Source organism: Pararhizobium arenae (genome assembly GCF_001931685.1).
GTDB lineage: Bacteria > Pseudomonadota > Alphaproteobacteria > Rhizobiales > Rhizobiaceae > Pararhizobium > Pararhizobium arenae.
Window position 1 is genome coordinate 50,115 of sequence record NZ_MOOY01000007.1, and the last position, 23,899, is coordinate 74,013.

Sequence of the window (23,899 nt, forward strand, 5' to 3'; positions counted from 1 at the left end):
CAATCGCAAGCGTCTTGAGAGATTACCATTCCCGTCGCGGGCGCGCCGGTCCCCAAGTTTAGAGGTCGACGACCAGGCCAGGCACAAATCCGGTTTGAGCGCGTTCACGCTCATACCCGCGCGGATTGCAGATTACCCGAGTGATGCCTTCCCGGTAATCCCGAAAATGATGAATGTGACCATGGACCCAGAGGTCAGGTTTTCCTTGCGCGATCATCGCAGACAGGTCCGAAGCGAAGGCGGCATTGCTTGGGAGACCTCTGAAAGCGGGGTGGAGAGATCGAGCCAGTGGCGCGTGATGGGACAGGACGACAGTGCGGCCATCGAATTGGTCTTCCAACTCGCTCGCTATGAAGTCGCGGCTCTCCATGTGTCGTTCGATCAGTTCCTTCGCCGTCAAGAGGCCGGGCATTCCTGTCTCTGGCCAATCCGAGCGATAAATCGCGTGGAAGTCCATCATGTAACGTTTGCAGATGTTGATTGCGTAGGATTTGCGTTCAGGAAGCGGCAGTTCATTTTGAATGCCGTGCTCGATTTCGAAATCAGTCCACAACGTCGCGCCAATGATACGGATTTTACCAAGCACGATGGTCTCGTTTTCTAAGACCGTGACGGTAGAGCGCCTTGCCATCCTTCGCGCTGTTTGGAGACCTGCGTGGATGGCCGCCTCGTAGAACTCGTGATTGCCGAGCACCATTACGACCGGCATTAGTGGGCTGATATAGCGGAGCACGAATTGCATCGACATCTCAACACTACCCGACACATCACCCGCGCAGATACAGATATCTGCGTCAGGAATTTCGAGGTCGGTCCAAGAAAGCTCGGAATTTTTGACGTGAAGATCGCTGACGATCCAAGCTTTCATGGGTTCGCCTATCGGTGAACGAGGAGTATGGAAGGGGGCGGCGGAACCTGGTCGACATTGACAGGTCCTCGATCAATCGGAGCGTCAGCCGGTAAATTCCAGCCGCTGTATTGAGACGTCGGCAACGCAGAGACCTTGTAGAAGGGTTTTCAGCCGTTCATCCTCCAATCTCTTTTCTTGTTGCAGCGCTCGGGCTAGTGCGATCATAGCGTCGAGGTTAGCTTCAAGCAGGCTTTTTGCGCGGGAATATTCTGCCCGTAGGATGTCGTCGACGTCGCTTCGAAGTCCGGGTGAGGTTTCGAGAAGCTTTTGAACGGGACGATCAACGTCGTCGGGAAAAACTGAGAGCCGTTTTCCGAGACCAAATCGAGTAATCATGAGCGCAGCAGACTCGGTCGCACTGGTCAGGTCGCTTCCGCGTGAGCCTCCGGCGGTCGTCGAGCGATTTTTAAAGACAAGCTCTTCGCCGACCATCCCGGCTAGGCTAATCGCGACGTCCTGCCGAAACCATTGCTCAGTCCGCAGCGGAGGAGTTGGACAATCCGATGATGTTCGACCAAGCGCATCGTGTACGTCAACGTTGTCGTGGTAATCGTCAAACAGCTCAACGGAAGTCACACTTCCTGGATTCGAGAGTTCGGTAAGGACAACATGCGCGGCTTCGTGAATGCAGATACGCCATCGCTCGTCGTCGCTGAGCGGTGTCTGCTTTGGGACGACGGCCCATACGTCGTCAATCATCACACTGCGGTTCTGAATGCGAGCCACTTGCTTCGCTTTACGAGCGAGGCGCTCAAGGTCGGACCCGGTCTTGCCATTCAAATGCCGCGCGATTTCACGAAATTCCTTTGAGGCGGTCAACTCAGGGAGGTAAAACCGAAGGATTTCCGCCCGTTCACTTGTGCCCGGTCGCTTCATTTCCACATGCGTTTCCAACCTGCCCGACCTCAAAATTGCGGGATCAATGGCCTCGGGGAAATTTGTGGACGCAACGACTACTACGCCCTCGCGACCGGCGACGCCGTCCAAAGCCTCCAGAAGTCCATTGACCACCTCGGTACAATAGTGCCGGTTATCGCCAGAAAACGCTCGGCGATCTCCAACACTGTCGATTTCATCGATGAGCAATATCGACGGGGCTCTGTCCCGAGCTTCCCCGAAATCCTGTCTCATCGCTTTTAGCAGGTCCCCCAAATGGCCGGTGGCCTGCCACTTGGCAAGCGACGTCGGAACAAGATGTGCGGCACACTCGTGCGCGAGGGAAGCGGCAAAAGATGTCTTGCCGACACCAGGGGGGCCGTAAAGGAGAATCCCCCGGTCTAGATCACACCAATCCAACTGACCGGATCGCCACAGCCGTAGATCGCTTTTGAACTTCTCACCCCATTGACCAGCTTCACCGTACGCAGCCAGCGGGACCAATCGTGGGCCCTTCGCAGGTTTAGTTTGAAGCTTTTCAAGCCTAGTCAGGGCAGCGGCGGCCGACCGACCTTTTCGGAAAATGGAATTGATGAAAGCGGGGTCATGGTGCCTGAGGCGCTCTTTTTCGTCCGCTGAAAGCGGACCGGTTTCAAGCTGGCGCGTTAGACTGTCGAGATGTCGATCATCAAGAATTTCAAGGTCGACAATGGTATCGGCGCTGATTTCGAATTCTGGGTGCAATTCCGCGCCCCGTGGGACGAATACAATAAGCTTTTGAGCATCGAGGTAGCCGTCAGGGCTAAAGTCCCAGCTTCCTTTCTTGGTCCGAGGCGAATGGCAGAAGGATTTTATCTTCGAATTTCCTCGCCCGCCCGACTGCAGGGAAATTTCGGCCGCATAGTCAAAATCGTCGATGGGCCAGTTTCGAGGAACGCTGATCACCAGAACCGATGTCGCGTCAGCGAAAAAATCCTTCTGCTGTCGCATCAATCGCACGAATGCGCAGAATGCCAGAAACTTTCGAGGACTCGCCGCCAATGCAGTTGGGGCCGACCGACGATTGAGCTTCCCCGAGGTTCGGGAAATTACGGCTTGAAGGTTTGATGTCGCGTTCATCAGATGCTCGATAGCTTCGTCGAGCAATTCCTGTTCCGGATCAGATTTCACTGGTTGCTGCCTCCGATCAATGGACGGCCAAGCCGATACCAACGGTTAAGCGTACGAGCGAGTTGCCAGTGTTCGTCCCAGTAAACAATTTCTGTAGACGCCGCAGGTTTCCCATCTCTCACCGTTGGATGGCCGAGAACGGTACCTAACAAGATTGGGACGGCGCGCTTGGCGATTATCCAATCTGAAATCGAGACCTCAGGAGCAATAGACTCGGGTCCGTCCCGGCCAACCTGTTCGAGGTCGTTTGCCAGGCGTCGGTAGATTTCAATCAATTCCTTCGGTGATGAAAACGATAGCTCAGCCTCTGAACGCGGCATGAAAGGTCTCCCATGATTCTTTAAATAGCCGCGCCTTCTGGTTCGACTGTTACATCATGGATAATAAATGCGGCAAAATGTCAACTATGTTAGGCAGGATGTAACATATGTTGACATTTTCTTTGAAGGCGCATTTTTCGGCCTATGGCCATTGCTTACTCAAAAGACGTCATCCGGGCGGCTCGGCTTATGGTCGACTGGAATCAAAGCCAGTTGGCTAAGGCCGCGAAGGTTTCGCGGCAGACGCTGGCTCGCATTGAAGACGGTGATAACGCCACGGTGGAGACCGTGAAGAAAGTGATTGCGGCTCTGGAGAAGAGAGGCCTCGAATTCATCGAGGCGACCGAAACCCGTGGTGCGGGTGTTCGGTTTATTGATCCAAATAATCGGCGTAAGGACGACGCCGATCAGAAGGGATGAAGTGCAGGGGCATCCCGCGCTTAGAACTTCAGCTTCAAAGTTTAAGCAACGCTGGCCACCTCAGATCATTTTCGCGTGTTGTCGACGACCAGGCGTGGGAACGGCGGGCGTCTTGTAACCTCGGACATCTTGATGATGCCTGCTGGGTTCAACTGGGGGTCGGCCATCGCGTCGGTAAGTAGTTCATACAGCATGCTGTCTTTGGGCATTTCGGAAAACACCTTGAATGCACTGGCACAAAGCCTGATGCGTTCATCATCGAGCATATCCTTTCGGTCACTCTCCACAAGCATGTCACAAACCGCCATGACCTTGTCGCGCTGTCGCTTATGATCGAGCCCTGAGGCTGCCGCGATGGCCAGGTTGGTATAGTGCTGGGTTGTCGTGTTAACCGAAGAGTGCCCCAACGCGTCGGCTACCTCCGACAACACGGTGTTCAGAACCGCGTGCGTGAAGTATCCAAACGTTTCGAGGTTGCGCCTGAGTATCTTCGCAGCGATGTTTGTGGCGTAGTTTTTGCGAAGATCGTGGCCACTGCCGCTGACATTTGCATCTTTAAAAGCTTGGAGCATGATGTCGCTAACGGTGCTCTCGGTGAGAGGTTCGCCGGTTTTGAAGGACAAGAATAGCGTATCTTCCGGAATGTATGCCGGATCAGCGGCCTGCCACCTTTTTATCAAAATGTTTCGTCCACCCCAGATGACGACTGTCAGAAGATCATATAGCAGATCAACGGTGAATCCGGCTTGTCTTTCCTTGCTCCCCTTTCCCAAAATCCGAACGCCGACGTAGAGACGATTTTTTTTATCGGTGAAGTGCTTGAGGGCCTTTAAGACAATTTTCTGGGCCTCAGGGTCATCCGCAAGCTCGGCAACTGACTCCATGTTGGCGATACGCTGTTGACCCAAACCTCTTAGAAGTTGCTCGTCCTTCATGGCCTTTGTCAGGTCTCGAAGGGAAAGGGCAGGTACTTCGTGCGCGCGTAGGCCCGCACCTACCATCACACGTCCCATACCCCAATCGCGTTCGCATTTTATGATGCTATCGATATCGTGAATATCTTTTTTACGATTGGAGGGGGAACGAAGCTCTGAAAGGACGAGAGCGCAATCGGCGTTCACCACCACCTTCAGTTTGGGCTTCATCTGCTTCACCGATTTAGAGCCGGACCAGACTGTTACCCATTTACCGGTTTTTGTTTTCACTTCCTTTGTAGATATCGGGAATTTCGTGGGCTGCCCTCGTCTGTTTTCGCCGACGAATTCTGGCGTCAAGGTTCCGTCCGGCTGGCAAACCATGGCATCAGGGATATGCCGATAAAAATGGAAGACGCGCTTGAGCTTGGCCTCAATCTGTTCATGACTGACGCCCTTTTTACGCTCATGCTCTCGCCACTGATGCATTTTGAGATCATCGGCCTCGTTCCAGGGAATTCCGCGTTCGCCAAGGTAAGCGAACCATTCGCGCAGAGAATAGGCGCGGGGCTCCATGGATTTGATGCCCTCGAAGTTTTTCCTGCAAAGATGTCCGAAGAAAAAGACCAGCGGTTCACAAAGGGTGCCATTTGGCCACCGAATGATAGGCATCCCAGGCCTTGTCTCTCCGAACCATTCGACATCGGGACCTGCAAAGGTCATTGAGAATGTGCTGCTGGGGAGTGGTGTAACGACCGGACGAGGTTTTGTACCGGTTTGAGATTTAACGCCTGGCATCACGTTTCCCCACCCCGGCCCCTAGCATGGCAATTTGGTTCATAAGTTCAAAATTTTGCGCTTCAAGGTTGGCTACTATCCGCTCCAGCTCGTCTATCCGCTGCTGCAGCCTGAATTTCTTCCGCTTGTCAGCTGCGTCGACCGTAGCTAGCGCTTCGTAGTAAAGTGATATCAGTTCACCGTACCGACCGTCGGGCTTATCGACGACAGGGTCCTTCCAAGGCCAGAGCTTTCGGCTGTGATCTGTCCACGCTCGGAGTGCCGTGCGGTCCTTGTAGTTGTCTGGCATAACAAGTGCACGAAGTGGCTGGTCGTCAATCATGTCGATGAGCAAGCTGACCTTCCTCATGGCGGACACGAGGGTCCGCTTTCCCTTGTCGGCAGGGCTGGTCCGGAAGACGTCAGCCTGTTCCATAGGTCGGTCCCAGACTTCTGAGGTTTCGTGCCGAGTAACGCCGATTTTTACCTCGAAAAGCTCCAGACGACGACGAATGTCGGCGGCTTGTATCGAGCCCTTCGGTTTGTCCTCAGACGCGCGCCTGGTCCTGATTGCAAGTGATGGTGCACGACTTGCCATTATGCGATCTCCGCTTCTTCTTTACGGGCGCGAATCTTGGCTTTGCGCTCCTCCAAATTTGTCAGTCGCCGCTTTTGCTCACGCTCATTCGGTGCCGTTGCGATGGCGGCTTCCTCTTTCGCAACGTGCTGTTCGACGATGCGCTGGTTTGCCTGGAACATAACCCCGTAGATGCAGTCGAGGCAGGGGTTGATACCGCTAAAAGCCAAATCGACTTTCGAGCATCGCCCCGTTACCCCCTCCGAATCCGGCGATTTCGCAGCAGCCGAGAGCTTGTTGCATTCGGCGAGGGATAGGTCGTCACCACCATTAAGGTTGGCCGTGCAATGCGCTATCCCACCTGGTACAGGCTCAAGAAAGCGGTTGAAGGCTTGCGTCTTCAATCGTTTCGCAAGTGCGTCCAAAAACTTTTCTTCATCGTTCGTAGCGGACGTAATTCGGACGTCAGCCGCCGCCGCCGCGATCATGGTCTCCAAGTCCATTTTCAACCTGGTGAGGCCGCGACCGATAGCCTTGTCTGTGCCCTTATGTTGGTTGATCATATGGCGCACATAAGCTCCCCTGCGCACCTCATCAACTTCATCTACAGTGTTCTTGAGTTCGGCGATTTCTTCTTTCGTCTTGTCGATCCAGGCCTTCAGCTCCTTCGAATACTTTTCCTTTGCGACACTGGAGCGTGCCCGTAGTTCGTCTTCCAGGCGTTTGATTTCCCCGGCCATAGCTTCGGTAATATAGACGCGGGTCATCTCAGGGTCGTAATGACGGAGCAGATATGCCAGCGAGTCCAAATCGTGCCACTCAAACCCATAATAATAGTAGATGGCAAACCCACGCCTCAATTGGTGACTTGCCAAGCTCCATTCAGCCTCGGGGTCCACAGGCCTCAGCCCCGTGTAATCGACAAATTCTTTCATGTTCTGGGTGAACACGAACGCAACTCGGCTTGTTTGCTTGAAGAAATTGAAGAGGGGCGCTTCAGCTTTGGCATTAACACCACCCTTGGTAAGCTTGTTTACGATTTCGACGGCAGCCGCAACCATCTGCGGTACCGGAATTTTGTCGATCCCCTGCAAGGTTTTTTCGATGTAGACAGTGAGGTAGTAATGGGCTCCTACTTGTGTGATGCAGTTTGAGCGAAGCATCTGTATCTCTCCGCCCCGTCGAGCAGAAAAACACCCGATGATGATCGCGCAGGATGCCAACAAGTGTTTGACTGCTGCCCCGAGCGATATACGCCCTTCGGATTCAGTCTCTGAGACGTCCTGAATTGTCCATCCGTGGTGAAGCTTCGGTGCCCCCTCTGGACGCAAGGGATCAATGCGTGCGATGAAACGCTTTCCGTGTGCTGTTATAGTGCCACGGTTGTGAGCGCGTCGGCTTTCTACAGCTTCACATATATAGTCACTGTACTCGAAAATCCATTTCGCAGCTTCCTTGAGAAGGCGCATGAAATCCTCGGGCTCAAGGGTGTTCGTTCGTTCGCCTTGTCGAAGCTCCAGGCTCTTTATAACCTGCTTAAAGCTACGTTTTTCGAACGCATTGAACGTCAGCACACCGTGTGTGAGTTGTCCTTCTACGCCCAGTCTGTAGAGTTTCATCCAGGGGTAAAAGAGTTTCTGGACGCTCGACTCCGCATAATCTTCGCGGCCTTCTCGGTCATCTCTTCTGACAAGGGAAGCAACCAATCTTGGTACGACCGGGTGATCTATCGATCCCAGTCGGTCCACAAGCTCCGAAACAAACGCTCGCGATGTTGAAAGGTGTATCTTTGTTGTGCCCATCATATCAGCGAACTGAGGCCAGTCAAAATACTGCCGATGGTTTTTCGCATCCTCCTTGTAGAACTGAGTAATATCAATTTTTCCAAAGTTTATTGCACTGAAAACGACGTCGAGCCGGTCCATGATCGGAAGAAAATGCAAAGGATCGCCAGAGACATCATCGCAATAAACCTCGAAATTATGCTTTGTAATGTGCTCGTTATGTTCAATCCCGTTGCTAAGTCGCCAACGCGTAAAGAGATCATATTGACGGGCTCTTTGGATTGCGAGCATAGGGGCTATAGGCTTTTCCCCTGTCGCACCCAATCCAGATAAGACAAAGACCTTCTTCACTAGATAATCGAGTTTGCGTCGGGGAGTCGTGAGCCGCACTCCTTCGAAATCGATGACGTTGTCGAAGTCAAACCAAAGAATTTTTTCATCACCGCGACCGACGATTTGTCGTACGCCCCAGTGATTGTGGTGGATGTTTATCTGGTTGCCTTCTAGGGAACGACCATCAGGGGTCTTTTTCGACGCGATGACTGCGGGCGGCAAACGAAACTTTGAAATCGTTTCGAAGTAAATCCGCTCCATTTCGCTAATGCTGGGTTCGAAGTTCATCGTCACACCTCCAGCAATACGGGGAGGCTGACCTTCCCGGATTTCACTAGGCGTCTTGCATGACGGGCCGCAGCCCAATAGTCGCGCCGAAGTCCACTAGCAATTATCTTTCTGCCGACGGCCTTTATTATCGCTAACAAGGCTTTGCCTTGGATGACCCAGCGTTGATGTGAAACCTCGTAGCGCTGATTTTTTACTCCCGCGTGGCAAAGGTACAGATCAACCAGGTTGGAGAACGTTGGCTCGAACACGAAGTCATCTGTTACCTCGCCGTCCAGCTCCAATTGGGTCATGCCACATGCGCTCATGACGCCGGTGTGGAGAGCTACCATGCGGAAATGCGTTCTTGTTTCGTCGCTTATGTTTAGCTTAAGCGCGATACGCTTGTTTAGGGTAAGTTCCTGTATGCACCCTTGCATCACCCTTACGGAATCCTCGTAGGTGCGGGCAGCTTGTTGATCCACGAAGTAATTCGTGGCTAGAACTTTGCTGGACCGATGACCTGCGATTTCGGCAATAAAGCTCGGCTCATAACCCGCCGTCGACAGCGTGTTGAGGAACGATTTTCGCATTGCAGAGAATGTCGCGCCCTTTCTAGTCAGCGGGCCTTCGGGCATCAGAACGCCGGGGTCACGATCAGCCTTGACCACCGTGTCAGTTCGTTGGCTGAGCGCATAAAAGAACAGGTTTTCCGTCTCACCCTTGGCCCAGCTGCGGCTCAATGCCTGTAGCTTCTCGAAGCGATCAAGGATTTGAATTAGTTCAGACTCCGGTGCCAAGCTCGTCTGTTCGTCAGCCTTGGCCAAACGCAATTCGTTCGCAACTTCGTCCCAGTGCGATTTCAAATCCATTTCAGCGATCCCACGCACGACCGCCGCCATTTCCTTGCCAGCATGGACCATGTGTCCGGCGCGGTTTTTGAAGTTCGCCAGGACTTGTTCCGAGCCGAGAAGAACCGAAGATGATGTTCGGAAGGCATAGGGCTGTTTGGGCAATCCCTGTATAGGTTGGCGGTTCCAGCCGGTGTCTGTGCAAAAAATCACCTGCACGGCCTGGTTCGCGCGAAATGTTGGTCCAATACAAGCAAGGACGGTGTCTGCGACGGTCGTATAGTTTAGAACGTCCTGACTGGTTTGGATGTCGAGACCAAACCCACGCCATATCTCCGCGTCTTTGAGCTGATCTATCCGATCTGCGAGTGGGACTGACCAGGTCATGCTGAATTGGGAACGACCATTCGTTTCCCACGACCGAATTTCGTCCACGATCAACCTTTTCAGGGTCTTGACCGCTTTTTTATTCTTCACCCAGGAGCATTCGTTGTTCAGAACGCACTGACCGAAATGGAAGATTTTTTCGTATCGCTCAAAAACCTCTAACGCGGCCTTTCTAAGTAAGGCGAGGGCCACCGCATCGCGACGCTCTGGCTCAACCCCCTCGAATTCCGGCCAGTCCAGGGTACCCAGTGAGGTGTAGTTCCCGCCATCGTGATGAGAGCCCATCGGCATGGTTCGGGGGTCGATTTTCGGGAAGCTTTCGGGGTCGAACTCCCTAAGCTTGTTCAGCGCCTTAAGGAGATGATCGCGTTGAGCACGTATCGACCCGCTCTTCCAGACGCCGATTTTTTGCAGACCATCGACCCAGCAAAGGATCGCGCTACGGATTGCTCCTAGCGTTGCATGCGAGTCTACATCGCGATTGTCATTGGCTACATACGCTCGCATCCATTCGGCTTCGGAGGTGTCTGACGTGGCGACCCAGCCGAAGAACCGCTTCGCTCCCGCTGTCTTGTGTCCGCTTCCTACGATCTCTTCTAGTTTAGCAATTACTGGATTATCGAGCTTTTCGCGGACCTCTTGCCATGTCGGTACCGGGTCTAATGCTGCTGCCATAATGATTCCTATTGCGAAGGTATATAAGAAACGCTATATATTCCTTCGCAATAAATTGAATTTATTACGAAAAAGTTATGGCTGCCTTATACCTTCTGTTTTCGCAAAACGGGAAAACGAATTCGTATCACAATGGGGCCATGATTTTCGGCCGGAATATCGCGAACTCGGCCAGCTTGGCGAACATTTTCCAGGTGTTCCGCGCATTGCGCTGACGGCAACGGCCGATCCGCATACGCGCGAAGATATTATAGAGCGGCTCGGATTGCAGCAGGCGAAGGTTTTTTCGACCAGTTTTGACCGCCCCAATATCGCTTACGAAATCGTCGAGCGCGACCAGCCACGACAGCAGCTCCTGCGTTTCCTGTCTCGCCACGAAGGGTCGAGCGGCATCGTCTATTGTTTGTCGCGCGCCAAGGTCGAGGATACCGCCGAGTGGCTGAACACACAGGGCATCCGGGCCTTGCCCTATCATGCCGGCATGGACCGGGCGATCAGAGATTCCCATCAGGATGCGTTCCTGAAGGAGGAAAACCTCTGCCTTGTCGCCACGGTCGCCTTCGGCATGGGTATCGACAAACCGGATGTGCGCTATGTCGCCCATCTCGATCTTCCGGGCTCCGTGGAGGCCTATTACCAGGAAACCGGCCGCGCCGGGCGCGACGGACTGCCATCTGACGTGTGGATGGCCTATGGCATGGCCGACGTCATCCAGCGACGGCGGATGATCGACGAAGGGCAGGCCGCCGAGGAGATCAAGCGGGTGGAGCGCGCGAAGCTCAATGCGCTGCTCGCCATCTGCGAGACCGCATCCTGCCGCCGCCAGGCGATCCTCGGTCATTTCGGGGAAGCGCATCCCGGTCGATGCGAAAGTTGCGACACCTGCCTTAAACCGGTCGAGACCTGGGACGGCACGGAGGCAGCGATCAAGGCGCTGGCCGCCGTCTACCGAACCGGCGAACGTTTCGGCACCGGCCATGTGATCGACGTGCTGATGGGCGTTGCCAACGAGAAGACGGAGCGCTTCGGCCATATCGATATGCCGGTCTTCGGGGCGGGCAAGGATATTCCGGCCAAGACGTGGCAGTCCGTCTTCCGCCAGCTTCTGGCGGCCGGCCTGATCAGTGTCGATCATTCCGCCTTTGGCGCGCTGAAGCTGGAGCCAGAATCCTGCGCGGTTTTCAAGCGCGAGCGCGAATTGCGCTTTCGCAAGGATCGACCTTCGCTCGGAAAATCTCAACGCAAGGGATCGCCTGCCGCCGCCGCCCGCAGCACGCTTTCGGATCGTGATGGCGAGCTTTTCCAGGCGCTGCGCTCCTTGAGGGCGACGCTTGCGAAGGATCTCAACGTGCCGCCTTATGTGATCTTCCCCGATACGACGCTGATCGCGCTCGCCAGGGAGCGTCCGTCCGATGAGGATGAACTGCTCGATATCCCCGGCATCGGTCAGTCGAAGCGCGAGCGCTACGGCGATATCTTCCTGAAGGCTATCCGGGATCATGAAGGTGGTTGAGAGGCGGGCTCGCTGAACCCGCTTTTTTGTGGGATACAGGCAAACGGAACTTCCAGAGTCCTCACGGAGGAGCATCGCATGTCGTCGCTTGAACTGTTTGCCACATTCCTGATCACGACGGCGATCTTTGCCTATATTCCCGGTCCCGCCATGCTCTATGCGGCGGCCCAGACGATGGCGCGCGGACGCTGGTCGGGCATGATGGCGACGCTCGGTATCCATATCGGCTGCTATGTGCATGTGCTTGCCGCGACGGCGGGTCTTTCGATCCTTTTTCAGGCGGTGCCGACGCTGTATGTCGCCGTCAAGCTCATGGGCGCGGCCTATCTTGTGTGGCTCGGGGTTTCGCTCATGCGTGCCAAGGTCAATGGCGAGGCGAGCGTCTCCGGCATCTCGCCCAAATCCGGCCGGCGCGCCTTTCTGGAAAGCGTGACCGTCGAGGTGCTCAATCCGAAAACCGCGATCTTCTTCCTCGCCTTCCTGCCGCAGTTCGTCGATGTTTCCGCCGGCTACCCGGTCTGGCTCCAGTTTCTGGTGCTTGGCACGATCGTCAACTGTATCTTCTCGTCCGCCGATATCGTCTGCGTCCTGCTGGCCGGCGCGGTGATGAAACGGTTGCGGCAATCCGGGACCGCCCAGCGCATGCTCCAACGGGCAGGCGGTACCGTTCTCGTCGGGCTGGGCGCCCATCTCGCCCTGCAGAAAAGCTAATCTACATTCTGACCGTCATGCCTCCATCGACGGTCAGGACATGGCCGTTGACGAAGGAAGCGGCAGGGCTTGCGAGAAACAGTGCCGCTCCGGCAATTTCGTCGGGTCGCGCCCAGCGTTGAACGGGGATGCGCTGGCGCACAAAGGGCATCAGCTCTTCATTTGCGGCCATGGCCGCGTTGGTCTCGGTCGCAAACCAGCCGGGCGCGATGGCGTTGCTGGTGATGCCGAAAGGACCGAATTCGACTGCCATCGACCGCATCAGCCCTGTCAGGCCCTGCTTGGCGGCGGGATAGATACCATCCCCGGGCATGGCGACCTGACCGTTGATGGACGTGACGGAGATCAGCCGACCGTATTCGTTCTTCCGCATCAGCAGGGCGGCATCCCGCGAGAGGATGGCAGAGGCTGTCAAGTCTGTGCGAATGAGTTCGTCGATCGCCGCGTCATCCATCTCCGCCAGCGGCCGGCGGTCGCGGGCGCCGACATTGTTGACGAGGATGTCCAGCCGACCATGCCTGTTTTCGATATCCGTCAGGGTTTTGCGCTGCGCTTGCCGGTCGGCAATATCGAAGGCTGCTGCCTCGGCGCTGCCGCCATCTGCGACAATCCTGCTGACTGCATTTTCCAGCGTCGCAGCCGTCCTGCCGGTGATGACGACGTGCGCCCCGGCTTCCGCAAAGGCGCGCGCCATTTCGAAACCGAGGCCTCGACCTGCACCTGTAACCAGCGCCACCTGACCCTTGAGGGAAAAACGATCGAAAATGCTCATGGGAGCTTGATGGCATGGGATGACATGATTTTCCATCGAAAAGGCCAGATTTCGCGACGTACCGTACCGTACGGTTCCTTGACATCGACAAGCCGTGGACGTAACCGGCTCCGATATTTACAATGGAGGAGGCCAAGGTGAAGGCTGTTGCATCATTCTCGACGTTTGTCGGCAAGACATTCGCGATCTGGGTTATTCTGTTTGCCGTTCTGGGGTTCTTCTTTCCCGAGACCTTCAAGCAGATCGCGCCTTACATCGTGACCCTGCTCGCCATCATCATGTTCGGCATGGGGCTGACGATTTCGGTCGAGGATTTCAAGGAGGTCGCACGCCGTCCGTTTGATGTCGGCATCGGCGTTGTCTCCCAGTTCGTCATCATGCCGTTGCTTGCTGTCGTGCTCACCAAGATCATACCCATGTCGCCGGAGGTTGCAGCGGGCGTGATCCTCGTCGGCTGCTGCCCGGGCGGCACATCCTCCAATGTGATGACCTATCTTTCCAAAGGCGATGTGGCGCTCTCCGTCGCCTGCACAAGCGTCACGACGCTGGCGGCACCGGTCGTCACCCCCTTTCTGGTCTGGATGTTTGCCAGCCAGTATCTGCCGGTCGATGGCTGGGCGATGTTCCTGAGCATCGTCAAGGTCGTTCTGGTGCCGCTGGCTCTGGGCTTCGCTTTGCAGAAGTTGCTGCCGGGCGTCGTCAAGGCTGCAGTTCCGGCGCTTCCGCTGGTCAGCGTCGTCGGCATCGTGCTGATCGTGTCTGCTGTGGTCGGGGCGAGCAAGCCGGCAATTGCCGAGTCCGGCATCATGATTTTCGTCATCGTCGTGCTGCATAACGGTCTTGGATATCTGCTCGGCTTCTTTGCTGCCAAGGCAAGCGGGCTTTCGCTGGCCAAGCGCAAGGCGATCGCCATCGAAGTCGGCATGCAGAACAGCGGCCTGGGTGCGGCACTCGCCAATGCCTACTTCTCGCCGGTCGCCGCTGTGCCGAGCGCTATCTTCAGCGTCTGGCACAATATTTCCGGCGCGCTGCTCGCCAATGTGTTTGCCCGCAATGTCGATGAGGATGAGAGCGGCAAGGTTGTCCCTGCCAAGTAAAAATTGCGATGGAAGGCGGCTTTTGTCGCCTTCCATGCTCCTGTCGCGATAGCGCCGTGTATCGCCGCTGTCCTCGGCTGTCTTGAGAGTTCGAATATGCTAGGTCTTGGCCGCAATGCCATCCAGCCTGGAGTGCGACGTCATGACCTCTGCCTTTATCGACCATTTGACCAGCGAACTCGAAGGCTTGAAATCGGCCGGCCTCTATAAGTCCGAGCGGGTGATTACCTCCAAACAGAGCGGCGAAATCCAGGTCGCGTCCGGCCAGAAAGTTCTCAATTTCTGCGCCAACAACTATCTCGGCCTTGCTGATAACGAGGAGCTGGCCGACGCCGCCAAGACGGCGCTGGATCGCTACGGCTACGGCATGGCCTCGGTGCGTTTCATCTGCGGCACGCAGGAAGAGCATAAGCAGCTGGAGGCGCGTATCTCCTCCTTTCTCGGCATGGAGGATACGATCCTCTATTCCTCCTGTTTCGATGCCAATGGCGGTCTGTTCGAGACGCTGTTGTCGGAGGAGGATGCGATTATCTCCGATGCGCTGAACCATGCCTCGATCATCGATGGCGTGCGGCTCTCCAAGGCAAAGCGCTTCCGTTACGCCAACAACGATATGGCTGCGCTGGAGGAAGAGCTGAAGAAGGCGGAAGGCAGCCGTTTCAAGCTGATCGCAACCGACGGCGTGTTTTCCATGGACGGTATCATCGCCAATCTTGGCGGCGTCTGCGATCTCGCGGAAAAATACGGCGCCATGGTCATGGTCGACGACAGCCATGCGGTCGGCTTCGTTGGCAAACATGGCCGGGGCTCTGCGGAATATTGTGGTGTCGAGGGGAGGGTCGATATCATCACCGGCACGCTCGGCAAGGCCCTGGGCGGCGCTTCGGGCGGCTATACCTCCGGCAAGCAGGAGGTGGTAGACTGGTTGCGGCAGCGCTCGCGGCCCTATCTGTTTTCCAACACTCTGGCGCCGGTCATCGCTGCCGCCTCGCTTAAGGTGTTCGATCTGATCGAGCAGGGCGATGCGCTGAGATCCCGACTTGAAGCCAATTCCGTGTTGTTTCGCACCGAAATGGCGAAACTCGGTTTCAGGCTGGCGGGCGAGGGGCATCCGATCATACCCGTGATGCTCGGCGATGCGGCGCTGGCGCAGGAGATGGCGGCCCGCATGCTGGAGAAGGGTGTCTATGTGATCGGATTCTCGTTCCCCGTCGTGCCCAAGGGGCAGGCGCGCATCCGCACCCAGATGTCGGCTGCCCACAGCGAGGCAGATGTTCGCAAGGCCATTGCTGTCTTTGAAGATGTCGGACGCTCTCTGGGCGTCATCGCTTGATACGATGCAGAAAGCCCGCTGCGGCGCAGCGGGCTTTCAAAGCGTTTGGCACTCAGTTCAGAACCTGAACGACCGTGTAGGTGTTGGGATCGACGATTACACGCTGGTTGTTGACAACGGTGTAGGCGTAGCGCGGGTCCTCCTGCACGGGGACAAGCACGACATCTCGCGGAATGGGCTTGCCGATAACGACCGGCTGCTGAACGACGACAGACTGCTGGACCGGCTGCTGCTGCACATAGGTCACGACCTTGGCCGGGGGCGGGTCGATTGTGCCGGCGGCAACGGCACCGACGACAGCACCGACGCCGGCGCCAACAGGACCGCCAACGATCGCGCCGGTGGCTGCACCGCCGACCATGCCGGTCACGGTTGCTTCCTGGGCGGCTGCCGTGGTTGCGAAGGCTGCAAGGGCAGCGGTAACGATAAGCATCTTCTTCATGACGTTCTCCTTTCAATTCGATGGCCGGAGAACGCGGGGCATGCGGTTTCGTTCCGATGCCGTTAATGATGCCGGGGTTGAAGAACACCCGGTATGCGTCATCAAGGGACGGATTCCGGGGCTGTAAAGCAGCCGGAGGACTTGCTACTGTCCGCCTCGGAAAAGGCCCGGATCGGCCTGTCGTGGAGAAAACGATGACCAATATGATGAGGGCGCTGGTAAAGGCGAAGCCGGAAGTCGGGCTCTGGATGGAGCACGTGCCGGTTCCCGAGCCGGGGCCGAACGATGTGCTGATCCGCGTGCGCAAATCGGCTATCTGCGGCACGGATGTCCACATCTGGAACTGGGACAGCTGGGCCCAGAAGACCATCCCGGTGCCAATGGTCGTCGGCCACGAGTTCGTCGGCGAAATCGCCGAGATCGGTACCTCCGTCACCAAGTACAAAGTGGGCGAGCGGGTTTCGGGCGAAGGCCATATCGTCTGTGGCAAATGTCGCAATTGCCGGGCAGGCCGCGGCCATCTCTGCCACTATACGAAGGGCGTCGGCGTCAACCGGCCGGGTTCCTTTGGCGAGTTTGTCTGTATTCCCGAATACAATGTCGTGCCGATCCCTGACGACGTGCCGGACGAAGTCGCGGCGATCTTCGATCCCTTCGGCAATGCCGTGCACACGGCTCTGTCTTTCGATCTCGTGGGCGAGGATGTCCTCGTCACGGGTGCAGGTCCGATCGGCATCATGGGCGCCATGGTTGCCAAGCGCTCCGGCGCGCGCAAGGTTGTCATCACCGACATCAATCCCGTGCGTCTCGATCTCGCTCGCAAGGTCGGCATCGACTATGTGGTCGATGCCTCCAAGCAGGATCTGGCCGATGTCATGAGCGAAATCGGAATGACCGAAGGGTTCGATGTCGGCCTTGAAATGTCGGGCGCGCCGCCTGCTTTCCGTTCGATGATTGATACGATGAACAATGGCGGCAAGATCGCCATTCTCGGCATCGCGCCAGATGGTTTCGGCATCGACTGGAACAAGGTGATCTTCAAGATGCTGACGCTGAAAGGCATCTACGGCCGCGAGATGTTCGAGACATGGTACAAGATGATCGCCTTCGTGCAGGGGGGGCTCGACCTTGCGCCGATCATTACCCATCGCATCGCCATCGACGATTATCGCGACGGCTTCGAGGCGATGCGCTCGGGCAATTCCGGCAAGGTGGTGATGGACTGGTAATGCCGAACGAGGTGCCGTCGTCCGGTTGCGCCGCATTTCCGATAGAATCGAAAGTTGAGTGGACCGGGCTGGCTTATGCACCTGCACCCCTTGTCTTTTAGGGGCGAATACCTACATCTGCCGCAGGAAGCCGGAATTTAAGTCTGAAAGGCTAGATTCAGCGTTTTTTACCGAATTGAACGGTTTTTTGCCGGAATCGCTTGACGGAGCGACATTTTCTGGGAATCAACCATTCTGGCGCAGAAGGTGAAAATGGGTACGGCGGATACGGCAATCATGCAAGTGGTCTTTGTATGGGCACGCTGTCGAAGGCGCCGGCCCCTCCACGGTGACTGTCGTGGTTAATCAGGAATTAAACATCATCCCGTTACGTCAGGGGTAATGATTCGCGGTGGAGGCTTTGCTGGCCCCCGGACCGAGATGGTCGCACCGCTTATAAAAATGCTTGTCCAGGGAAAGCGACGAAGAATGGCAACAAAAGTCAAAGAGAACGAAGAGGCAGAATCCGAACGCGAAGGCGCTCCCGATGGTCCTCTTCTCGATCTCTCGGATGACGCCGTCAAGAAGATGATCAAGGCCGCCAAGAAGCGCGGCTACGTCACCATGGACGAACTCAACTCCGTTCTGCCTTCGGAAGAAGTGACCTCAGAGCAGATCGAGGACACGATGGCGATGCTGTCCGATATGGGCATCAACGTCGTCGAGGACGAGGAAGTTGACGAAGCCGCCGGCGGTGAAGACGACGGCGGTGACGATGACGGTGAAAGCGAAGGCGGCGAAATTGCGCCTTCCAGCGGCACTGCTCTTGCGACTGCGAAGAAGAAAGAGCCCACCGATCGTACCGACGATCCGGTGCGCATGTACCTGCGTGAAATGGGCTCGGTAGAGCTTCTGTCGCGTGAAGGTGAAATCGCCATCGCCAAGCGCATCGAGGCTGGCCGCGAGACCATGATCTCCGGCCTCTGCGAAAGCCCGCTGACGTTCCAGGCCATCATCATCTGGCGCGACGAGCTTAACGAAGGCCAGACGCTGCTGCGCGAGATCATCGATCTCGAAACCACCTATTCCGGTCCCGAGGCGAAGGCTGCGCCGCAGTTCCAGAGCCCGGAAAAGATCGAGGCCGACCGCAAGGCTGCCGAGGAAAAGGAAAAGACCCGCAAAGCCCGTTCTTCCGACGACGACATCACCAATGTCGGCGGCGAAGGTCTGCCGCCGGAGGAAGAGGAAGAGGACGACGACGAGTCGAACCTGTCTCTCGCTGCGATGGAAGCGGAACTGCGCCCGCAGGTCATGGAAACGCTCGACGTTATCGCCGACACCTACAAGAAGCTGCGCAAGCTGCAGGACCAGCAGGTCGAAGCACGCCTGCAGGCAACCGGCACGTTGTCGCCTGCTCAGGAGCGTCGCTACAAGGAGCTGAAGGACGAGCTGATCACGGCGGTCAAGTCGCTTTCGCTCAACCAGAACCGTGTCGACAGCCTTGTCGAGCAGCTCTACGACATCTCCAAGCGCCTGATGCAGAACGAGGGCCGCCTGTTGCGTCTCGCGGAAAGCTACGGCGTCAAGCGCGATTCGTTCCTCGAGCAGTATTCCGGTGCGGAACTCGATCCGAACTGGATGAAGTCTATCTCGAACCTTTCCGCCAAGGGCTGGAAGGAATTCGCGAAGAACGAAGGTACGATGATCCGCAACATCCGCGGCGAGATCCAGAATCTTGCAACGGAAACCGGCATTTCGATCGCGGAGTTTCGCCGCATCGTCTCCATGGTCCAGAAGGGCGAGCGCGAAGCGCGCATCGCCAAGAAGGAAATGGTCGAAGCCAACCTGCGTCTGGTGATCTCGATCGCCAAGAAGTACACGAACCGTGGCCTTCAGTTCCTCGATCTCATTCAGGAAGGCAACATCGGCCTGATGAAGGCCGTCGACAAGTTCGAATACCGCCGCGGTTACAAGTTCTCGACCTATGCGACATGGTGGATCCGGCAGGCGATCACCCGCTCGATCGCCGACCAGGCCCGCACGATCCGCATTCCGGTGCACATGATCGAGACGATCAACAAGATCGTCCGCACCTCGCGCCAGATGCTGCACGAGATCGGCCGCGAGCCGACGCCGGAAGAACTGGCCGAAAAGCTCGCCATGCCGCTTGAGAAGGTCCGCAAGGTCCTGAAGATCGCCAAGGAACCGATCTCGCTCGAAACGCCTGTGGGTGACGAAGAAGATTCGCATCTCGGCGATTTCATCGAGGACAAGAACGCGCTTCTGCCGATCGACGCCGCCATCCAGGCAAACCTGCGCGAGACGACGACCCGTGTTCTGGCATCGCTGACTCCGCGCGAAGAGCGCGTTCTGCGCATGCGTTTTGGTATCGGCATGAACACCGACCACACGCTCGAAGAAGTCGGCCAGCAGTTCTCGGTGACTCGCGAACGTATCCGCCAGATCGAAGCAAAGGCGCTGCGCAAGCTGAAGCACCCCAGCCGGTCCAGGAAGCTGCGCTCGTTCCTCGACAGCTGATCGGGACAGACGAAAAAAATACGAAGGTCGGGCGCGTTGCCCGGCCTTTTTTTGTTTGTGCGACCATACCTCTTTGAAACAACACCTCCTGTAGGATAAAGCCGGATTTCGCGGCATTGCAACTCTTGGTTACGCAACTTTTCGATGTTAGACTTCAATCGCTGGGGCTACTGCGTGTGACAATGGAGCAGCCCAATGACGAAGACTGTTGCGAATGCCGTAGGCAAAGGCCTCTTTTATAGCGGGGCTTCCACAGCCTGGTTTTCTGCCGTCGGTTCGACCGAAATCCTGAATGGTTCGGCCGGAAACGATTCTCTCTGGGGCAGCGCCGATGTCCGGGTGACGATGATGGGCGGGGCCGGGGACGATATCTATTATCTGTACTCAGCTGGAAACATCGCGGAAGAGAGCGTGGCCCAAGGGGTCGATACGATCTCGACCTGGATGAGCTTCACGCTTCCCACCCATGTCGAGAACCTTGAGGTGACCGGTGATGGTCGTCATGCTTTCGGCAATGCCGCCGACAATATCATTTCCGGTGGCTCCGGTGCGCAGACGCTCTTTGGTGGACGCGGCAATGATGTTCTATCCGGCGGTGCTGGCGCCGATACGTTCCTGTTCGAGCGCGGAGCGGGCAGCGACCTCATTCTTGATTTCGGCGCGGAAGACACCCTGCGTCTGAAAGGCTATGGGCTGACGTCATTCGAGCAGGTGCTCGGGCGACTGACCCTGAAGGGCGACGATCTGGCGCTCGATCTGGGCAACGGCGAAAAGCTTGTCTTTGCTGATACACGGCCCGAGGACCTGAGGGCTGAACACTTCGATCTGTCGATCGACAAAAGCCACATGACCCGGACTTTCTTCGACAATTTCTCGACGCTTTGGCTGCGCACCGACAAGGGCGGCATCTGGGACGCGAAGTTTCCCTGGGCGCCGGAAAGCGGCGGCACGCTGCACACCAACGGCGAGCAGCAATGGTACGTCAATCCGGCCTACGTGCCGACCCGTTCGCTCAATCCGTTTTCCTTGAGCAACGGCATATTGACGATCAATGCGGAGCCGGTACCGGAGGGCATGGAGCAGCAGGTCGGTGGCCGCGCCTACACATCCGGCATGCTGACCACCCATTCGTCCTTCGCGCAGACCTATGGTTATTTCGAGATGCGGGCAGATATGCCGGACGATCGGGGCGCGTGGCCGGCATTCTGGCTGCTGCCCGAAAACGGCAAGTGGCCGCCCGAACTGGATGTCGTCGAGATGCGGGGACAGGAGCCTCAGACGATCCATACGACGGCGCACTCGATGCAAACCGGCTCGCATACCAAGCAGCACACTGCGACGGCCGTGCCTAGCACGGAAGGGTTCCACAATTACGGCCTGCTGTGGACCAAAGACGAACTGGTCTGGTATTTCGACGACGTCGAGATCGCGCGGACGGCAACGCCTGCGGATATGCACGACCCGATGTACATGGTCGTCAATCTGGCGGTCGGGGGGACCGCCGGCACGCCCTCCGACGATTTCGCCGATGGTGCCCAGATGAAAATCGACTATATACGCGCCTATTCGCTGGATCCGGACTGGGCCATCTGAAGGGCGCCATCAACCGTGCGCCGAGCCGTAGACATCGGCTCGGCGTCTTTGTTCTCAAAACCGAAATTCGCAGTTGTCTTGGAACCGGCGGTCCACCATCCTGCATCCGCGTACGGCAGCCATAAGGATATCAGCATGAAGCTCCAGCTTTTCCGCAATGCCACCTTGAAGCTCGACTACGCCGGTCACACCATCCTGATCGATCCCTATCTTGCTTCCAGGCATTCGCTGCCGTCCTTCGCCGGCCGCTCACCCAATCCCATGGTGGACCTGCCCGTGTCCATCGACGAGATCCTGGCCGGCGTGGAGATGGTGATCGTATCCCATCTTCACACGGATCATTTCGACGATGTGGCCAAGGAGCGTCTGCCGAAGGATTTGCCCCTCTTCTGCCAGCCCGGTGATGAGGGCGACATTCGTGGGGCGGGTTTCACCGATGTGACACCGCTGACAGATACCGCCATCTGGAATGGCCTGAGGCTGACGCGCCGCGAAGGCAGCCACGGTCTTGGCCCGGTCGTCGATCTCATGGGCTCGGTCATGGGCTTCACGCTGGAAGGAGAGTGCGAGCCGAACGTTTACTGGGCAGGCGATACCGTGCTTTACCCGCCCGTGGAAAAGACGATTCGCGAGACGACACCGCAGGTGATCATAACCCATTCCTGCGGCGCCAAATGGGATGGCGACCTCATCGTCATGGATGCGGCGGAAACGGTTGCGGTCTGCGAATTGGCCGGCCAGTCGACCGTGGTCGCGGTGCACATGGAAGCGCTGGATCACGCAACTGTAAGCCGTGCCGATCTTCGCGCGGCGGCCGATGCCAAGGGGATTTCTGCCGATCAACTGCGCATACCGGACGATGGCGAGGTGCTCTCACTCTGACGCTGGCCTCGACGTTGTTACCTCAAAAGTGCCGGCACTCTATTGATATTTCGGTCCTGCCCGCCAAAGTGAAGGGCAGGATTTTGGTTTTATCCGTCGGTCTTTTTCATCGGCGGGCGTGAAGGCTGTGATGCAGGATAAAGTTAAGCGGGATTGGAAAGAGCTGAGCTGGGGCACGATCGTCTCGATCGCGTTCCATGTGGTAGTCGGCGCCATCCTGCTCTATCAGTTGCCGATGCCCGATTTCACGCCCCCCGAGGAAGAGACTGTGAGCGTCGAGATGGTTCCCCCGCCTCCGGAGGAAGCCGAGGAGCCGCCGCCCGAGGAGGAGGCCGAACAGGCGCCCCCGCCGCCCGCCGAAGAACAGCCGCAGCAGGAGCCACCGCCGGCAGAGCAGGCCGCGCAGGAAATTCCCATCCCCGTCCTGCGCCCGGTTTTTGAATTTGGCGAGAAGGATACGGGAAACGCCGAAGCTAACGATGGCGATGCCGCCCGCGAGGCCGCCAAGCCTGCGCCTGAGCCTGTCACCACGCCGGAAGAAAAGCCGATTGAACCGACCGAGACCGCCGAAATCGACAGCCAGCCGGCGCTCGAGACCCTTGCTGCGATGGCCGAGGCCGATCCGGCGGATGCGATCGAGCCCTTGCCCGAGGTAGCGGAAATCGCACCGGAGCCTGAAAAGACGGAGCCTGAACCCGAAGATATCGTCGCCGATATTCCCGAGGCGAAGAAGCTGTTTTCAAAGGATACGGACGACAACCCGATCGCGCAGGCGGCCATGGGGGATTTGCCACGCAGCGAGCGCATTGCGCGCCTCTGCAGCAGCGAGCTTTACGCCCAGCTCAAGAACGGATCGCCCTCCTACAATGCCGAGCTTGTCCCGTCCTTCGAATTGCCGAAGGGCAATGAGCTGAAGGTTCCCAAAGCTGCATTCCGCTCGAAGAACCGCTGGTATGACATCGCATTCCGCTGCGAGGTTGATGCCGATGGCATGCGCGTGGTGTCCTTCGGCGTGGATGTCGGCGCCGAGGTTCCGAAAAGCCAGTGGCGGAGCAGGGGCTTCCCGTCGTCTTGACGGGCATTCGCGTGCCCCGCGAAAGCATATTCCTCAAGCTTCTCTTGCTGTGGCGGAACCATCCGTGCCCATAATCGATTTCGGGCTATGATGAGTTTTTTCAAAAGGAGGAAAGCGCATGACCTATGTCGATGGTTTTATCGTTGCGGTGCCCAAGGCCAATCTCGACGCCTACCTGGAGATGGCAAGGGCCGCGGGCACGATCTGGAAGGAGTATGGCGCGCTTTCTTATGTGGAATGCGTGGCGGACGACGTTCCCTATGGCGAGCTCACGTCTTTTCCCCGCGCCGTTATGACGAGCGAAGATGAGACCGTGATCTTCTCCTATATCACCTATCCCTCCCGAGAGGTGCGCGACGAGGTCAACAAGAAGGTCATGGCCGATCCGCGCCTTGGACCGGATCAGTGGACCATGCCCTTTGACGGCAAGCGCATGATCTATGGCGGTTTCAAGAGTATTCTGGAAATGTAGGA

19 protein-coding genes and 1 pseudogene are annotated in these 23,899 nt (G+C 57.0%); 11 read left to right on the forward strand and 9 right to left on the reverse strand.

Annotation, left to right across the window (positions count from 1 at the left end; genetic code table 11):
- Positions 1–58: 58 nt before the first annotated feature.
- The 3 genes from BLX89_RS16315 to BLX89_RS16325 form a co-directional block, all read right to left on the reverse strand.
- Entirely contained in the window at positions 59–868 is an 810-nt protein-coding gene (locus tag BLX89_RS16315; protein WP_075292023.1) for a metallophosphoesterase, read from the reverse strand.
- Positions 869–952: 84 nt separating this feature from the next.
- The gene (locus BLX89_RS16320; protein WP_083637580.1) at positions 953–2,956 is read right to left on the reverse strand and encodes an AAA family ATPase; all 2,004 of its coding nucleotides are present in this window, start codon (positions 2,954–2,956) and stop codon (positions 953–955) included.
- A complete protein-coding gene (locus BLX89_RS16325) occupies positions 2,953–3,276 on the reverse strand; it encodes a uracil-DNA glycosylase (RefSeq protein ID WP_075292024.1) in 324 nt (107 codons plus the stop codon). Before BLX89_RS16325 ends, BLX89_RS16320 begins: the two co-directional genes overlap by 4 nt.
- A gap of 144 nt (positions 3,277–3,420) precedes the next feature.
- Here BLX89_RS16325 and BLX89_RS16330 point away from each other — a divergent pair, with 144 nt between their 5' ends.
- Positions 3,421–3,696 carry a helix-turn-helix transcriptional regulator gene (locus tag BLX89_RS16330; protein WP_075292025.1) on the forward strand — a complete coding sequence of 92 codons (276 nt, stop codon included), beginning with the start codon at positions 3,421–3,423 and terminating at the stop codon, positions 3,694–3,696.
- Between the two features lie 65 nt (positions 3,697–3,761).
- Here BLX89_RS16330 and BLX89_RS16335 read toward each other — a convergent pair whose 3' ends face one another.
- Genes BLX89_RS16335 through BLX89_RS16350 form a run of 4 tightly spaced genes read right to left on the reverse strand, consistent with a single transcriptional unit; the run spans position 3,762 to position 10,261 of the window.
- The gene (locus BLX89_RS16335) at positions 3,762–5,408 is read right to left on the reverse strand and encodes a phage integrase family protein (protein WP_143523655.1); all 1,647 of its coding nucleotides are present in this window, start codon (positions 5,406–5,408) and stop codon (positions 3,762–3,764) included.
- Positions 5,395–5,985 (reverse strand): hypothetical protein, encoded by a 591-nt coding sequence (locus BLX89_RS16340; RefSeq protein WP_075292027.1) that lies wholly within the window; start codon positions 5,983–5,985, stop codon positions 5,395–5,397. Before BLX89_RS16340 ends, BLX89_RS16335 begins: the two co-directional genes overlap by 14 nt.
- The gene (locus BLX89_RS16345; protein WP_075292028.1) at positions 5,985–8,369 is read right to left on the reverse strand and encodes a hypothetical protein; all 2,385 of its coding nucleotides are present in this window, start codon (positions 8,367–8,369) and stop codon (positions 5,985–5,987) included. The genes BLX89_RS16340 and BLX89_RS16345 overlap by 1 nt, the downstream gene beginning before the upstream one ends.
- A gap of 2 nt (positions 8,370–8,371) precedes the next feature.
- A complete protein-coding gene (locus BLX89_RS16350) occupies positions 8,372–10,261 on the reverse strand; it encodes a hypothetical protein (protein ID WP_075292029.1) in 1,890 nt (629 codons plus the stop codon).
- A gap of 94 nt (positions 10,262–10,355) precedes the next feature.
- Here BLX89_RS16350 and BLX89_RS16355 point away from each other — a divergent pair.
- Positions 10,356–11,774, forward strand: a pseudogene (locus BLX89_RS16355) (RecQ family ATP-dependent DNA helicase); the annotation flags it as partial.
- A 78-nt stretch (positions 11,775–11,852) separates the two neighbouring features.
- Entirely contained in the window at positions 11,853–12,485 is a 633-nt protein-coding gene (locus BLX89_RS16360) for a LysE family translocator (protein WP_075292030.1), read from the forward strand.
- Between the two features lies 1 nt (position 12,486).
- Here the strand turns inward: BLX89_RS16360 and BLX89_RS16365 are convergent, their stop codons facing one another.
- Positions 12,487–13,257, reverse strand: coding sequence for an SDR family oxidoreductase (locus BLX89_RS16365; protein WP_075292031.1), 771 nt, complete (start codon positions 13,255–13,257; stop codon positions 12,487–12,489).
- 137 nt (positions 13,258–13,394) lie between these two features.
- Between BLX89_RS16365 and BLX89_RS16370 the strand changes: the two genes are divergently transcribed.
- Together BLX89_RS16370 and BLX89_RS16375 are read left to right on the forward strand one after the other, a co-directional pair.
- Positions 13,395–14,354, forward strand: coding sequence for a bile acid:sodium symporter family protein (locus tag BLX89_RS16370; RefSeq protein ID WP_075292278.1), 960 nt, complete (start codon positions 13,395–13,397; stop codon positions 14,352–14,354).
- Between the two features lie 142 nt (positions 14,355–14,496).
- Complete coding sequence (locus BLX89_RS16375; protein WP_075292279.1) at positions 14,497–15,687, forward strand: glycine C-acetyltransferase; 1,191 nt, start codon at positions 14,497–14,499, stop codon at positions 15,685–15,687.
- A 52-nt stretch (positions 15,688–15,739) separates the two neighbouring features.
- Here the strand turns inward: BLX89_RS16375 and BLX89_RS16380 are convergent, their stop codons facing one another.
- Entirely contained in the window at positions 15,740–16,129 is a 390-nt protein-coding gene (locus BLX89_RS16380) for a DUF1236 domain-containing protein (protein WP_075292032.1), read from the reverse strand.
- A gap of 194 nt (positions 16,130–16,323) precedes the next feature.
- Between BLX89_RS16380 and tdh the strand changes: the two genes are divergently transcribed.
- The 6 genes from tdh to BLX89_RS16410 all read left to right on the forward strand — a co-directional run bounded on the left by tdh (position 16,324) and on the right by BLX89_RS16410 (position 23,897).
- Positions 16,324–17,358 (forward strand): L-threonine 3-dehydrogenase, encoded by a 1,035-nt coding sequence (gene tdh, locus BLX89_RS16385; protein WP_075292033.1) that lies wholly within the window; start codon positions 16,324–16,326, stop codon positions 17,356–17,358.
- 468 nt (positions 17,359–17,826) lie between these two features.
- Positions 17,827–19,875 (forward strand): RNA polymerase sigma factor RpoD, encoded by a 2,049-nt coding sequence (gene rpoD, locus BLX89_RS16390; RefSeq protein ID WP_075292034.1) that lies wholly within the window; start codon positions 17,827–17,829, stop codon positions 19,873–19,875.
- Between the two features lie 195 nt (positions 19,876–20,070).
- Positions 20,071–21,468, forward strand: a complete 1,398-nt coding sequence (gene eglC, locus BLX89_RS16395; protein ID WP_075292035.1) for an endo-1,3-1,4-beta-glycanase EglC — start codon at positions 20,071–20,073, stop codon at positions 21,466–21,468.
- A gap of 135 nt (positions 21,469–21,603) precedes the next feature.
- The gene (locus BLX89_RS16400; RefSeq protein WP_075292036.1) at positions 21,604–22,350 is read left to right on the forward strand and encodes an MBL fold metallo-hydrolase; all 747 of its coding nucleotides are present in this window, start codon (positions 21,604–21,606) and stop codon (positions 22,348–22,350) included.
- Between the two features lie 130 nt (positions 22,351–22,480).
- A complete protein-coding gene (locus BLX89_RS16405) occupies positions 22,481–23,425 on the forward strand; it encodes a DUF930 domain-containing protein (RefSeq protein ID WP_075292037.1) in 945 nt (314 codons plus the stop codon).
- Between the two features lie 118 nt (positions 23,426–23,543).
- A complete protein-coding gene (locus BLX89_RS16410) occupies positions 23,544–23,897 on the forward strand; it encodes a DUF1428 domain-containing protein (protein WP_075292038.1) in 354 nt (117 codons plus the stop codon).
- Positions 23,898–23,899: the final 2 nt, after the last annotated feature.